Consider the following 15,592-nt stretch of genomic DNA (forward strand, 5'->3'; position numbering starts at 1 on the left):
CAATATGCAGCAACAATGCCATCTCAACGCAGTGGCTTGAATGCTGCATATTGCCGTCTTGAGAATCAGTTAGAGTAACTTGAACGCTGCTTTCTTTACGTCCTGGCTATTTCTGCCAATCATCACCTCAAAATCACCGGACTCGCATACAAAATCAAGATTGTAGTTGTAGAACTTCAGCAATTCGGGAGTAATCTTGAAAGATACTTTTTTAGATTCGCCGGCTTTCAGAAAAATCTTCTCAAAGCCTTTCAACTCTTTCACCGGACGGGTTACACTTCCCACAAGGTCACGAATATAAAGTTGAACCACTTCCGCACCGTCTCTCTTGCCGGTATTGGTCACAGTCACGGTAGCAGTCAGTTCGCCCTTATCCGTCATGCTAGTCTTGTCCAAAGCCACGTCGCTATAAGAGAATGTGGTATAGCTCAAGCCGAAACCAAAAGGATAAAGCGGTTCATTGTCTATGTCTATATAGTTGCTGCGGAATTTCTGGAACCATGCACCGTCGGCAAGAGGGCGTCCCGTGTTCTTGTGGTTGTAGAACAAAGGAATCTGTCCCACGTTCTTCGGGAAAGTCGTAGTCAGCTTCCCACTCGGATTCACATCACCAAACAGTACATCACCGATGGCAAAACCTGCCTCACTGCCTGCAAACCATACATTCAGAATGGCCGGCACGTTTGCCTGCTCCCAGTTCAGTACCAGCGGACGACCGGTAAACAGCACCAGTACCACTGGTTTTCCTGTTTTCAATAATTCTTGTAACAGCATGCGTTGGGTGTCGGTCATTTCAAGATTCGTGCGGCAACTGCTCTCTCCACTCATTTCCGAAGACTCACCGAGCGCAGCCACAATAACATCCGATTTGGCAGCCACAGCAAGAGCCTCGTCCAGCAACTCCTTGTCCGAACGATTGTCACGGTGTAAAGAACGTCCGAACATAGTGGCACGTTTCTCATATTCGGCATCACTCATCAAATTACAGCCTTTCGCAGTCAATATTTCGGCTTTATCGCCTGCTACCGCCTTCAAACCTTCAGCCAAAGAAGTTGCATTCTTCAATACAGCAGCCACACTCCAAGTACCCGGCATATTACTGCGGCTGTCTGCCAACGGACCTACCACAGCAATAGTGCCTTTTTTGGCCAGCGGAAGCACATTACCCTCGTTCTTCAGCAACACCAAACTCTCCGAAGCAATCTTACGCGCAACGGCACGATGCTCTTTGGTAAAGATTTGCTTCTTGGCACGCTTCACATCACAGTATTTATAAGGATTATCGAACAAGCCCAACTTGTACTTAGCTTCCAGAATACGGCGACAAGCCGCATTAATTACTTCTTCTGTCACTTTTCCTTCTGTCAATGACTTCTTGAGCGTACCTACAAATGCATCGCTCACCATATCCATATCCACACCTGCATTCAGTGCCAACGCGGCAACAGTCTGCGTATCGCCCATGCCATGGTCGGTCATTTCTGTAATTCCGGTATAATCTGTCACTACAAAACCGCCAAACCCCCACTGCTTACGCAATACATCCGTCATCAACCACTTGTTTCCAGTAGCGGGAATGCCATCGACCTCATTGAAAGAGGCCATCGCACTTCCCACACCGGCATCAACCGCCGCTTGATAGGGTAACATGTATTCATTGAACATGCGCTGATGACTCATATCTACTGTATTATAGTCACGTCCTGCCTCACCGGCACCATACAAGGCAAAATGCTTTACACAAGCCATAATCTCATCATTACGGCTCATATCTTTTCCCTGATAACCACGTACCATGGCCTGCGCAATGGCTGCTCCCAGAAACGGGTCTTCACCGTTGCCCTCGGACACACGCCCCCAACGGGCATCACGGCAAATATCCACCATCGGACTGAATGTCCAGCAAATACCGTCGGCACTGGACTCAATGGCTGCAATACGTGCCGATTCTTCAATCGCCTTCATATCCCATGTACACGACAATCCCAAAGGGATGGGAAACACCGTTTCATATCCATGAATAACATCCATACCAAATAAGAGAGGAATACCCAAACGACTTTCTTCAACCGCCTGCTTCTGTACATCGCGGATACGTTCCACGCCTTTCAGATTGAAAAGCCCGCCCACTTCACCGGCACGAATACGTTTGGCCACATTACTACTTTTAGCCTGACCGGTCGTAATCTCACCGGTAACCGGCAGATTCAACTGACCTATTTTCTCTTCCAGGGTCATCTTCTTCATTAAATCGTCGATGAAACGATTCATATCGACCGGAGATTTCTGCGCATACGCACTAACGGCAGTAAACACCAACAAGACTAAAAATGATTGTAACTTGAAAAGTAAATACTTCATGTCTTTCATGCTTTTAATTTATAGAAATATTATTTTGCTGCAAATAAAAGAAAAGCATACGACAACCTCCACATCCCGCACTACAACAAAAGTACACCCATCACTAAAAAACAAAAGAGGGAGTACAATATTAATACTTCCCCCATTAATATTCCACTGTAAAACAGTTATTTAAAATTTATAAGGAAATCAGTCAGACTTTCTTCCGGAAGCAGATTGAATTTCTTGCGCAACCGGTATCTTGCAGCATCAACCCCACGTGTAGAAATGTTGAGCAACTTCGCTATCTCCTTTGTCGGCATATTCAAGCGGAGCAATGCACAAAAGCGTAAATCTCCTGAAGTCAAATCAGTATATTGAAGTTTCAGGTTTCGGAAGAAATTTTCATGTATACGGTCAAAATTAGCTTGAAACATTATCCAGTTCTCTTCATCAGACACTATATTATTGTTGACCAAAACAAGAAGTTTATCCAAATTCTTACGACTATGCTGTCCGGACAACTTTTGCTTCTGTATCTCCTCTTTCAATGAAGTCAAAAACTCCTGATGAGCGATATTCATCATTACCACGCTGGACAATTCTTTACTTTTAAAACGCAAATCGGCCTCAAGCTGCTCCTTTTCCAACTCAATAATCTTCTTCTCTTGCCGTTCAAGCTCTGCCTGATGGACTACACGCTGCTGCTCAATCACACGGTCCTTCTTTTTCTTCACAAAGCGATAAACAATATATTGCAGCAAGGCCAGCAGGCACAACCCTATCAGAATGTAGCTTCCCACAGCCCAATAAGACAAATACCACGGAGACAAAATCTCAAAGGGAAACTCCACCGATGCCAAAACTCTACCAGTATCATATATCTCCGCCCGAAAAACATAACTTCCATAAGGAAGACGGGCATACTTTTTCTGCAAATTGCGTCCATCAGGTATCCACTGATCAGAATACCCTTCCAACCGGTATCTTACTTTATAAGTATAATCGTTATAAACCGGATAGCACAATGTAAAACTCACTGTATTAAACTCATGTTCGACCTTGACTCCCGACTGCACGACCAATGTCTTCCGTTTATCACTGAATTCCTCAGTAACCTGCATCTCTGAAATCCATAAAGAACGCCTGGTCTGAGATTTATATAACGAGGAACTATCTGTTTCAATACGGGCAATGGCATTATTCAAGCAAAGATAGGAATGATTATTTCTCTTGTCATAAACCACGCTTCCTCGTTCTTCCACAGCCAGACCGTCAAACAAAGAATATGGAATCCGAAGTTCGATATTGAAAGTATTTATCGCACACTTCACCAAAAACACAGTCCTGTCGCCCACAAACCAATAGTAATCTCCGTTCGCATGACTCACAGTCTTGATTCCTTTCAATTCCATCAATTGCTCATTCATTGTTTCATAAGGAACAATCGAATCAGTCATATCTTCGTAAGTATAGAAATATTCCCCATTAGAAAAAACTACCCGACCATTGATTTTGAACAAAGTAAAACTCCCACCTTTCACTTCTCCCAAGCTCTCATACTTCCGCACATCCTTTACCTGCTTCATATCCGAATCAATCCGAAAGCGATACAAACCATTCCTTAAATGTTTCGCCCAAATATTCCCTTGATGGTCCACTTCTATATGACGAATCATGTGGCTGAACCCACGTAAGGACCGAGTAAAGCAATACTCTCCCGAAGCAGTCTCCGTATATAAATTCAGAAGCGCATAAGCTCCCTCCAACAAAAAAGATTGTTCCTTCAATTCAATCTTTTCCATACACATCCCTCCTTTTACATCAGATACCAGCTTTGATTTCAGTCCTGATATAAAGAAAGTCCCCTTGTTGTGCCCGCAGAAAATCTGTTTTCCCCATTCATCGACGAACCACGCTTGTTCTTCCAAACCCGGAACTAATTCAGTCTTTCCATCCTTAAGCCAATAAAGTCCCTGATTAGAAGCAATATAAGCTTCATTTTCCCTTACCAAGACATCATATACCATGCCTATTTTACGAAATGGAGGTTCATAATAATAGATTAAAGAATTGTTGTGTATATAGGCAATACCTTCATCCAAAGCTGTCCATATATTGTTGTCATCATCACAATACAATCTCAAAACAGTATTGTTCTGTAGTTTATTATCCGTATTGACCTTCCAAATCAGCTTTCCCTTTTTATCCAACGCATATATGCCATCAGATATTGTGCCAACAACGTAGCAACTGTCTTTGGTCATCACCGCACGATTAATGGTATGCTTCCTGAATATATCATCACATTCAGTTTCCCATTTTTCTACCCTCCCATCTCGATACAGGAAACCTCCCTGATTACGGGTAAACATTAAAACCGCATCATCATAAGGGAGCCCGGCCAGGACATCACTATCTCCAAATGCTTTTCTGGGAATAAGTTCTTTCATTTCCCTACCGGCAAAGACATAAAGTCCGCCGTTTATTCTTTGAGAATAAAAAGTATTTCCAACCTGGAACAAATTCAGTGGAAGGTTCTTCATTCGAATACCTTCTACCGAATTTCCATTATAAAAAAAGAGAGAACCGAATGATTGAAATACAATTTCTCCTTGAACGCAAGCAATATCCCAGATTTCGTCATTATGAAACACAAAATCTTTCACCTTATTTTTCAATGAATGATATTGAAGAGTGTCATAAGGAGTACGGACAAAATAACCGAATTCTTCGTAAGAGCCTACATAAATTCTTCCATCTTCACTGATATATATAGCACGCACAATTCCTTTTGTCGGTAATTCATACAGCCGCCAAGCACTTCCATCAAATTCCAACAGCCCACTGTTATTACCGAAATACATCACTCCTCTTTCGTCCTGAGCAATGGCCCAATTCTGAATACCAGCATTATAATCCGACACTGAATAGCTCCTCACTATAGGAGAAAAAGGTATGGGTGAAGCTTGCAGCAAACTACTGAAAACCAAAAACAAGAGAAACGTTATTGCAATTCTCATGAGTACTGTTTATAGGTATTTACCAGCAAAGATAAAGCTTTTTGCGTTTTCGTAAAAACAAAATCGCAGATTATCCTCTTTTATAGAAAGATAACCCACGACAACTGACAACTCACTTTATAAGATTTCAGCAGCTTTCTGTTTTCCCAAAGGAATAGAAACACCCAAATAAGCATTGACATTCTTCGTATTCTTGCCAAAGAACATATAGTCTGTTCCCGCAAAGAAAGGCCCCAGTTTCAGTGCCAGACCGAAGGTTTTACCGGCTCCTTGAAGTACGGAATAGCTGGCAGCTACATTGAAAGCATTCGTCGGACGGATGCAGGCAGAGAAAGTCAGCTCATTCAAAGTTTTCGGCTTGGCAAAACGACCGGTATACAAGGCACCCACTACCAGCCAATCATTCAGCAAGGCATATTCAGCGCCAAGAACCATTGTAGAAGTCAATCCACGGGTACGGCTCTTCTCAGAAGCTTCCTCTGTCTTGAGCTGCAACATGTCATAGTTAAGAATCTCGCCGCTGTTCACAATATTTATGAACTCCTGCTGCGAGGCCGGGTCAAGAAGATCATAAGTCTGCTCTGCATTGGCTCGCGCTATACTGGTATTCGATTTAGACCATTTGATAAAGCCCAAATCAAGAACTGAAGCAGAAAGTGTCAATTTATCCAGTAACTTGTAAGATATTCCCAAATCAATAGCCCCACCATATCCGGCAAAACCGAAACTGCCAAAATCGATTTCATCGATATAATCACCATTCTCGTTCTCGGGAAGTTCTAACAGCTTTGACGAGTTCTCCAAAGTTGCATCCACTTGAATGGAAGCTTTACTCGTCACTCCTGAAGAGCCCACAGAAGGAGTTTCCACATGAATCTGGTTAATGTTCAGCTTTAAGTTACCGATACCCAGCAGCATCTTCACCTTACCGCCTACAGCCAGTCGGTCTGTTATATTCCTTGCAAAGCCAACGCCGACTTCTGCATAGGAATTTATCTCAAGCTTCTGTCCATTAATGGTTTCGTTAATGCCCAAATAGTCAGAAATATTGTCACCAAACTCCAGGTTACTCATGTTATTCATAAACTGGAACATGGTTTTCGGTATGGCAGCACCGATATCATTACGCAACCCCACATTGACTGACCAGAAGTTCTTTCCTTTATACCACCCGGCAGACAGAATGTCGGTACTCAAATTCACATTCAAGTTATTGATAGCATCCAGTCGGTTCATAAAGTCATTGCTCATGAAATAGTCGCTATCATCACTGTTCTCAATAATGTCCATAATATCCCTATACCCCAGGGAACTGGAGTTGACGGTAGCATTCAACGAACCTATCGCGGGAATATTCAGATAACCGCGTCCCGGCATCAAGGCCGGATTGAGCTGCATACGCTGGCTACTTCCTTCCATAAAGTAGGAAGTGCGCAGAAACTGGGCTTGTCCGGAAAGAGAGAAGCAAAGCAACAATACCACAGACAGCCATACTTTCAGAGAATTCAATCGTTTCATAACCTTGTCAATATTTTCATTATCACCTGCAAAAATATAAAACAAGTTAATACCCTACAAACAACTTAACCGAATAGCCGTGTATAAAAGGCTTATACAGAGACTATCCGGTATAAATTAAGGAGCAAATAAAAGAATCCTCTTAAGAATGCCCTTATACTATTTCATCATAAACATTCTCATTTGCTCTCGTAGCGGTACTCAGAAAAACCGGGGCTGCCTCCTTTCTTTATTGCAGAGACATTGACGTCACTGTCGGAGCACTCAACATTTCCTTGTATTTTGCCGGAGCAGTCAGTATCTTTACAGCCTCTTTCAAGTCATCATCATCTTTCAACTGCTGGATAATGCTTCCACGCTGGAAATAATAACGCTTGATGATTTCTACCGCAATCATGCTCTTGATGTCCTTGGAGAAATGGTCAAGGTCACGGTCCAGATTATGCGACAATTTTTTCTCCAGCGCTTCAAACTCTTTCGAAGCATCAGTCAGATAGCCCTCAAATTCGGCCATCTCCTTCAGGTTCTTCAGCATCTTCTCTGTCTGTTGGTCGTATTTGAAGTCCGCCTTCTTCACCATCGCCTTGAAGTCCGCATAATCGGCATCTGTAATTTCAAACTTCTCTGCTGAAGGGATGGTAGGATGTTTCAGGCAATAGTCCGTTGCATAATTGAAAATAAGATTGTCATTGACAAGATAGAACAGAATGTTGGGCAGCTTCTCCTGCTTCACCGCAATGTCCGGAGTCACGCCTCCGCCATCACGCACTTCACGTCCGGCAGCCGTATGGAACACGGTAGTAAGGCTGTCCGGAATACGTCCCACACTGCCGTCCTCATTCCGGTGCTTGTAGTCGATAGCCTGCACACAACGGCCGCTGGGAATATAATATTTAGAAGTCGTCAGCTTCATGGTACCACCGTATGGCAACGGACGGGTGGTCTGCACCAATCCCTTACCGAAAGTACGGTTACCGATAATGACCGCACGGTCAAGGTCCTGCAAAGAACCCGCAAGGATTTCTGACGAGGAAGCCGTTCCGCCATTGACCAGAACAGCCAAAGGAATTTCCAAATCCAACGGTTCACGCAATGTCTTGTAGGTATTGCTGGCTTGCTTAATCTTACCCTTTGTCGTCACAAGTGTTTTTCCGCGAGGCAGAAAGAAATTGGCTATCTCTATGGACTCATCCAGCAAGCCACCCCCATTGTTCCGCAAGTCAATCACCAACGAAGTCATCCCCCGCTTCTTCAAGTCCAGAAAAGCCTGCTTGAACTCCTTGGAAGGATTCCCCGAGAAGGTGCTGAGATTGATATAACCTATATTATTATCCAGCACCGTATAATAAGGTATGAACGGCAATTGGATGGAACGGCGCACAATGTCGAAATCCAACGGTTTCTCTGTACCGGGACGTTGCACTTTCAGCTTGAAGCTGGTACCCACTTGTCCGCGAAGCATCTCGCTGACTTCCTGGTTGTTCTTTCCGGCAAGGTCTTTTCCGTCAATTTCCATCAAAATATCTCCGGCTTTCAGGCCTACATCGGCAGCAGGCATATTCTCGTATGGCTCAGATATCATGGAACGTTTCAGTTTCGGGTTCCAAGTAATCACAGAACCTATACCGCCATAGGAATTCTTCAGCATCTGCTCCAGTTCGCTTTGGTCATCTTCCGGATAATACTCCGTGTAGGGGTCCAGCGAGTAAAGCATGGCATCAATACCTTCACGGATAGTCTTGTTCGGATCAATCGTATCCACGTAAAACATATCCAACTCTTTCACAATGGAATTGAATATATCCAGATTCTTTGCTATTTGGAAACTACGGCTATCACCACTCTTAAACCCCCAAAAACAAACGGCTCCCGCTACAATCAGCAAGGCAACCATCCAGCGTATCTTTAAAATTCTTCTCATAATATGTCTATGTGATAATATGCTAATTAATTAATAAAATTTCTTCCTTGATTTTTTCCCATTGTGCTGCCTGAAGCTCCGTACCCACCACTTGTATCACATCTTTGGAGAGAAGGGAGCCTATCTTGCCACATTTCTCCAGCGAATAGCCACACGTCAGTCCATACAAGAAACCTGCTGCAAAATAGTCGCCCGCTCCTGTAGTGTCCACCACTTTCTCTACCGGAGCCGCTTGTACCTGCACCATCTCTGTACCTTTACGAATCAGAGAACCACGGGCACCCACCTTTACAATGGCTATGCTACACATTTTGGCAATGATGTCCAATGCTTCCTCCGGTTCCTTACCTGTAAAGGCCTTTGCCTCTTCTTCATTGGCAAAAACAATATCCACATATTTGTTGACCAACAGAGAGAAAAATTCAAGGTCTCCTTCTACTATATTGTAGCTCGCCATGTCCAAACATACTTGTAAACCAGCCTCTTTAGCCAGCTCAATGGCACGGAGAATCATATCATGGTCTTGCACCAGATACCCCTCTATAAACAAATAAGCATATCCTTTGAACATATCCAGCGAAAGATCTTCCGCCTTCAATGTAGAAGCCGCCCCCAAATAAGTGCCGAAAGTACGCTCTCCATCAGGAGAAATGAACGTAGAGGCTACACCGGACGGAAGGGTAGTGGAAAGCAATAAATCCGCCTCTGTCCCATGTTCCAGCAGACTATCCCGAAAAAAGTTACCGTAAAAATCATTGTTTACTTTTCCGATAAATCCCGTACCTGCACCAAGGCATGCCATTGCCCGAATCGCATTTCCGGCAGAACCTCCGTTAGCCAGATGCGTCTTTATCCGGCTGAAATATTCACTAATTTTCAAGAACTTATCTTCATCAATCAGAGTCATACTTCCTTTCGGGAGCTGCATCTCCGTCAAAATATTATCATCCTCAATGATTGCCAGTGCATCAACCAAAGCATTGCCCAACCCAATTATTTTATCCATCTTCGATATTTTTTTTGCAAAGATATTGCATATTTCAAAATATCCTATTACTTTTGCAGCGCATTTGAGAAAAAACAACATTCTTCCTTAGCTCAGTCGGTTAGAGCATCTGACTGTTAATCAGAGGGTCCTTGGTTCAAGTCCAAGAGGAAGAGCGAAAAAACTTGAATGCATATTCTTCCTTAGCTCAGTCGGTTAGAGCATCTGACTGTTAATCAGAGGGTCCTTGGTTCAAGTCCAAGAGGAAGAGCGAAAAGGTTCGTCAATCAGGCGAACCTTTTTTGTTTTCCCACATTATCCCACACAAAAGACAAACACTTCTATTTCATTTTCAAAGATTTAACATACATTTGCCAAATGTAAAGTAAGGAATTTCATAAAAGCACCTGTCTTTATTTATTAGAAAGACATATCTTAATCCAAGCACCAAACTACAATGAAAACTCTTTTATTCTTTTTAGTCATAGGATTCAACCTATGTACCGCAGGTAAAGCACAAACCTCTCTTGTTTCTGCGCGGGAAAAATTCCGCCACCATGAAATATCCGTCAGTTACGGCTTCCTCCCCATTACCGATGCTAATAGTATAGCCGAAGAGTTTATTGCTCCGACAGCAAGTTTTGGAATCTATACACGCGAGAAGACCAGCTATTACGGTGCTCTGAACATCAGTTATATTTATAGATTCAACCGCAAAATCAGCCTGGGCGTAACCGGAGGAATAACCGGTAATAGAGGAACGGCCAGTAGCCTTTATGAAGTTTTGGATGAAAACACCAAAGACAACCGAAGGTATCTGTATGTTCTTCCCACCTTCCGGTGGCACTGGTTTACCCGCCCCAAATTCTCTCTGTATACCTCAGCAGGGCTCGGTGCCTATTTCCTCCGGAACAGTTTTGGAGGAGAAGTCTTTCACAAGACAAAATTCTCTTATCAATTCAGTTTCCTAGGCATCGAATACGGAAGCCGGTTTGCCTTCTTCACAGAATTCGGAGTAGGATATACCGGAACAATCGTAGCAGGCGGCCGTTATCGTTTCTGACTTATGAGGCCGCCACCGCCAGTGTCAATACACTGATGCGCACGCCCTCCACTTCCTTGAGCGCATCGGCACAAGCCGTAGTGGTGGCACCGGTAGTCAATACGTCATCTATAATCAGTACATGCTTCCCTGCAAAAGCATCAGCACGACGCAGACAGAAGATACCGTCCACATTCTCCCACCGTTCATAAGAGGATTTACGGGTCTGCGTTTCCGTATGCTTCATACGGGCAACGGAAGCAGTATCTACGGGAATACCGGTGACAGCGGAAATGCCGCGAGCTATACATTCGCTCTGATTGTACCCGCGCATTTTCTGCTTACGCGGATGCAGAGGAACGGGGACAATGACATCCACATCACCGAAGAAACCGGCAGTCGACAACTCCGCCGCCATAAACCGCCCCATCACTTCGCCAAGGTCTTTCCTCCCTCCATATTTCAACTGATGGAGAATGCGGCGGAAATCACTCCCTTTATGGTAAAAGAAACAAGATGTGGCATATTCCAGAGGTATCTTCCCCCAAAACATACGTTCCACCGGATTGTCCTTACGAAGATGATAGTTTGTCCGGGGCATATCCATATTGCACTTCATGCAGATGCCCTCTTCACCCTCTTGCAAGATAGCACCACACACGGCACACTGACGCGGAAAGAAGAGATGGACAAAAGAAAAGAACCAGGTTTTAACTATGTTTTTCATCGTATAGTATTAAAAAAACGGCAACAGAGCAATACACTCCATCGCCTTGTTTGCTATAATGGCGAGACCTCACCTGCCAGCTTCAAGAACAACGGATGCAGCGGTCCGTTAGTGGCAATGATATGATGTCCGTCCAAAAAGGCGTCACTACCGCAAAAGTCAGTGACTCTTCCACCAGCCTCCAGCACCATCAGCGCAGCCGCAGAAAAGTCCCATTTGCCGATAAACGCCTCAAGCCAGGCATCAAAACGTCCGGCAGCCACATAGCAGATGGCAAGCGCAGCGGAACCGGTCATGCGGATGCCTGCCACACGCCCGTAAAGTTCATGAATCAAATGCTCACCGGTACGTGCATACCGGTCGGAATTATAAGGAAGTTCCGTCACTACAAAGGCATCCTCCACCTGCTGGACAGACGAGACCTCCATCCGTTCTCCATTCACATAAGCGCCACCTCCCTGCCAGGCATAAAAACATTCATCCCGGCAAGGGTCATAAACAACTCCCAGCAGCAGAGAATCTTTGTCGCGCAAAGCGATGCTGACACAATAGGGGACATTATCATGAATATAATTCGTTGTCCCATCCAACGGGTCCACTACCCAACAGTAGGGTTCATCGTGATAGACAGCAGAACCTTCCTCAGCTATAAATCCAGCCTCGGGAAGAAGCTCCCGAAGCGCAGCCACCACCCGTCTCTCCGACTCCTTGTCTACATAAGAGACATAATCATGGGCTTGTTTCTTCTGTACCGCTTCCCGGCTGAAGTTTTTCCACTCTTCTTTCAAGAAATATCCGGCTTCACGGGCTATGCAGCAGACAGACTCTGTCAATATCTTCAAATCCTCCATTTCTCTACATATTAGTTCCCCGCAGCCTCTTCCGCCTGCCGGTAAATAAGCCGACCGCGCTGGCTGACCGTCCATCTTCCATCTTCCAAACGCACATTCTTTGTATCATCATCTTCCACATTCCAAGCATATCCCCCCGAAGGAAGACCACGGCGCTCCAGAATCTCGTTCGGCATTTCCTCTTCCGAAAAGAACAGTTCCACTTGGGTAGAATCGGGACTGAACACCAGAAACAACACCTTCTCCGCATCATCCACAGCGTTCATACGGACTCCTTTTTCCCACAGACGGATACAGTCTTTCTGAACCTCACTCCAGGTATATCCGGCAGATGCAATGCAACCATGCTTATCCTTATCACCACCAACGACATGTACCGTATCGGCTTGTTCAGCAACTTCCACAGTCTTTCCCCTCTTGCTACCACAAGCCACAAACAGCGCTCCGGCACATAGCAAGCATATAGATATTCCTCTTACATTCATCTTTTCTCTTTTTAATTGCTTTTTGCTTGACAAAGTTAAGAACAAATCGGCAATTTAAAAAGTTTCTTTTCCATTATCATCAGTGCTCCGGCAGTATATTCCAAGACTTTGCAAAAGATAAATCCACAAACAAGAATCTATTCAAGTTCTATACTATAACTTTATCGCACATTCTACTTGCATGCTTGCATAGACACATATAGCAACCTACTGCACAGAGCATTAAGTTATGTAAGCAACCACCATGCAAGTATGTAAGCAGATTTTGCTTACATAACCGTGTCCTCTTACAAAAAAGCAGGCTTCTCTTATACAAGAAGCAGGTCCTCCTTGCACAGAGAAGAGTACTTTCCTACGCCAACACCACATCAAAAACAGTTGCGCACAGTTGTGATACGCCTTCTTCACATTAATGAGAAAGTTATTCCACAACTGTGAAGAAAGCGTTCCACAACTGTGCGCAACTATAAACTACAAATATCCGGATGACAAACAGCAGGTATTTCAGCCAAGAAGTGCCCGTCCCTTTTACTCCAGCTTACAGTCCTCTTGTGTTCAACTGTAGGAAATATCCGTCCCAGAAGAGTAGAGCAGAAAAGTTTGTCACACTTAACATCATATTACAGCCACATAACCGGAAAATATGCATAATAGTACAGTTCCCACATTTCTTGCTTTTGAATTCATTAACAAGTTCTATAACTTTGAACGGCTAAGACTCTGCCCAATCATATGTTTTCACAGTGAAATAAGAGGCAAGTATCAGCAACAATTAGACAGACATATAGATTCATGCAAAGCAGCATTCACACTTTATCTTGTGGAACTATACTCCATGGCCATTCCTACAACTACCAAATTAAAGGTGTATTAGGTCATGGAGCATTCGGTATAACCTATTTGGCTTCAATTTGCCTGAAAGGCGAATTAGGCATCTTGAATAGCAATGTATCCGTAGCCATCAAAGAATTTTTTCTACAAGATGTAAGTGCCAGAAGTTCATCAGGAGATATTTATGAGCCATCTCCCAATAGCATTGCATACAAATATGGAAAGAAATTTCAAAAAGAGGCCTTAAACCTAGCTCGCCTCAACCATCAAAACATCGTTAAGGTTTTAGAGTCTTTTGAAGAGAACAACACCTACTACTATGTAATGGAGTATATCGAAGGGAGCAGTCTGGATGCATATATATTGGAGAAAGGAGGGTTGCCGGAAAAAGAAGCGCTACAATATGTAGAGGAGATAGGAAAAGCATTGCAATATATGCATTCCCAAAAGATGCTGCACCTTGACTTAAAGCCTAAAAATATCATGCGACGTACTGATAACACTTTGTTTCTGATAGATTTTGGGCTATCCAAACAAATCGACAAAAACGGAGAACCGGAATCAAGCACTACTATTGGCCTTGGTACTCCCGGTTATGCCCCCTTAGAGCAAGGTTCGCAAGAATATGGGAAAATACTCGCACCCACATTGGATATCTACGCTTTAGGGGCCACTCTCTTTAAAATGCTGACAGGAAAGACCCCGCCCAAAGCCTCTGAAATACTAAATGAAGGATTTGCAGAAGAAGAGCTACGGCAAAAGCACATAAGCGCGCAAACAATATCGGCCATAAAAAAAGCAATGGCTCCCATGAGGATAAAGCGCCCTCAAACAGTAAATGAGTTCGTGGCTTTAACCCATAGCACTACGAACTCCCATACTGATGAAAGTGCCAAACACACTTCCTACAATAAGCAGCATGCCACATATCAAGGCATTGCCTTTTATTACGTCCAAGACGACAAACTGGTTTATTTTCTGAATGACAATATTTATGAACTGCCCCTGGAAGGAAAAACACAGGTAGAAGAGATAATAGAAAAGCCTATAAATCCGGTAATTGTACATTTCAACACCTCACTGGATGCATTCATCAAGAAAAATCGCCAGTTTATACAAGACAGCCGTTTCAAGGTCATAACATATAGGAAAAGTCTGTGCCATTATTTTAATGTATTAAGATTTATCAACAAGTACTTTGACAACGATAAAACATCAAAGATACGGGTTACTGAAGAAATCCATATCGCCTCAGCGGTACCTTGCATCATCCATTCAAATGACATGCCTATCTGCATCTGCTCCAAAGAGGAATACTGCATTGCCGAATACGGAGAAGGCCTTTATGAGGCCGAATACTCCGGAGTGGGAACTGCTGAAGAGCACATCTTACAAGAATATGATGTAACATCTCCCGCCATACCTATGACCGATTTAGAACTATACTGGAAATTCTTGCCTAAAGCCCTATCTATATGGTATTCATCTGTTATTGGCCAGATAAGTTCATTTGCCTTCCTTGATTGTCTGCCTTTTAAAGTATTGGCGGGGTATACACTAGAGAATCATGTCAGAGAATGCTCTTTTTTATGCAATTTCTGCAGCTTCCCTTTAAGGCGCAGCGCCACATTTCCCGGAGACGGTGACTCCTACTTTATGGAAATAGACAGTAGACGTTTTATCATTCCGCTAAAGGATTATTTAGGATATTCTCCTGAAACAATAGAAATCACCATCGATATAAGTTACTTTTTATGTGACATCATTATCGAAGATGTAAAGTACAAAAAGCGAGTAAAAATTCCTCTAATCGGATTAATATCAAACAGCTATACAGAAGAGGATACATTAAAAACAAATAATAAATAA

The 15,592-nt window shown here is 43.5% G+C and carries 10 protein-coding genes and 2 tRNA genes; 4 read left to right on the plus strand and 8 right to left on the minus strand.

The genetic code is table 11. From position 1 onward, the window contains the following. Positions 1 to 69: 69 nt before the first annotated feature. The 5 genes from bglX to H1A11_RS14605 form a co-directional block, all read right to left on the minus strand. Positions 70 to 2,361, minus strand: coding sequence for a beta-glucosidase BglX (gene bglX, locus H1A11_RS14585; RefSeq protein WP_119961447.1), 2,292 nt, complete (start codon positions 2,359 to 2,361; stop codon positions 70 to 72). A gap of 167 nt (positions 2,362 to 2,528) precedes the next feature. Next, positions 2,529 to 5,363 carry a hypothetical protein gene (locus H1A11_RS14590; protein ID WP_119961378.1) on the minus strand — a complete coding sequence of 945 codons (2,835 nt, stop codon included), beginning with the start codon at positions 5,361 to 5,363 and terminating at the stop codon, positions 2,529 to 2,531. Positions 5,364 to 5,480: 117 nt separating this feature from the next. After that, a complete protein-coding gene (locus H1A11_RS14595) occupies positions 5,481 to 6,881 on the minus strand; it encodes a DUF5723 family protein (RefSeq protein ID WP_171030405.1) in 1,401 nt (466 codons plus the stop codon). A gap of 229 nt (positions 6,882 to 7,110) precedes the next feature. Further along, positions 7,111 to 8,802, minus strand: a complete 1,692-nt coding sequence (locus H1A11_RS14600; RefSeq protein WP_138344678.1) for a S41 family peptidase — start codon at positions 8,800 to 8,802, stop codon at positions 7,111 to 7,113. 22 nt (positions 8,803 to 8,824) lie between these two features. Then, a complete protein-coding gene (locus tag H1A11_RS14605; RefSeq protein WP_119961375.1) occupies positions 8,825 to 9,808 on the minus strand; it encodes an adenosine kinase in 984 nt (327 codons plus the stop codon). Positions 9,809 to 9,889: 81 nt separating this feature from the next. Between H1A11_RS14605 and H1A11_RS14610 the strand changes: the two genes are divergently transcribed. The 3 genes from H1A11_RS14610 (at position 9,890) to H1A11_RS14620 (ending at position 10,850) form a co-directional block, all read left to right on the plus strand. After that, a tRNA-Asn gene (locus H1A11_RS14610) sits at positions 9,890 to 9,963 on the plus strand. Positions 9,964 to 9,984: 21 nt separating this feature from the next. Next, positions 9,985 to 10,058: transfer RNA gene (locus tag H1A11_RS14615), tRNA-Asn, on the plus strand. A gap of 186 nt (positions 10,059 to 10,244) precedes the next feature. Continuing rightward, entirely contained in the window at positions 10,245 to 10,850 is a 606-nt protein-coding gene (locus H1A11_RS14620) for an outer membrane beta-barrel protein (RefSeq protein WP_119961374.1), read from the plus strand. 1 nt (position 10,851) lies between these two features. On the opposite strand, the gene H1A11_RS14625 is transcribed toward H1A11_RS14620, so the two are convergent. From H1A11_RS14625 to H1A11_RS14635, 3 genes are read right to left on the minus strand one after another with little or no spacing between them, the layout of a single operon-like run. Further along, positions 10,852 to 11,556, minus strand: coding sequence for a ComF family protein (locus H1A11_RS14625; RefSeq protein WP_119961373.1), 705 nt, complete (start codon positions 11,554 to 11,556; stop codon positions 10,852 to 10,854). 53 nt (positions 11,557 to 11,609) lie between these two features. Further along, positions 11,610 to 12,407 (minus strand): inositol monophosphatase family protein, encoded by a 798-nt coding sequence (locus H1A11_RS14630; RefSeq protein ID WP_181757375.1) that lies wholly within the window; start codon positions 12,405 to 12,407, stop codon positions 11,610 to 11,612. An 11-nt stretch (positions 12,408 to 12,418) separates the two neighbouring features. Next, a complete protein-coding gene (locus H1A11_RS14635) occupies positions 12,419 to 12,892 on the minus strand; it encodes a hypothetical protein (protein WP_138344680.1) in 474 nt (157 codons plus the stop codon). Positions 12,893 to 13,684: 792 nt separating this feature from the next. On the opposite strand from H1A11_RS14635, the gene H1A11_RS14640 reads away from it, so the two are divergent. Next, on the plus strand, positions 13,685 to 15,592 hold the full coding sequence (locus H1A11_RS14640) for a serine/threonine-protein kinase (RefSeq protein WP_181757376.1): 1,908 nt from the start codon (positions 13,685 to 13,687) through the stop codon (positions 15,590 to 15,592).

The organism is Bacteroides sp. CACC 737, from assembly GCF_013874375.1.
In the GTDB taxonomy this organism is placed as follows: Bacteria; Bacteroidota; Bacteroidia; order Bacteroidales; family Bacteroidaceae; genus Bacteroides; species Bacteroides uniformis.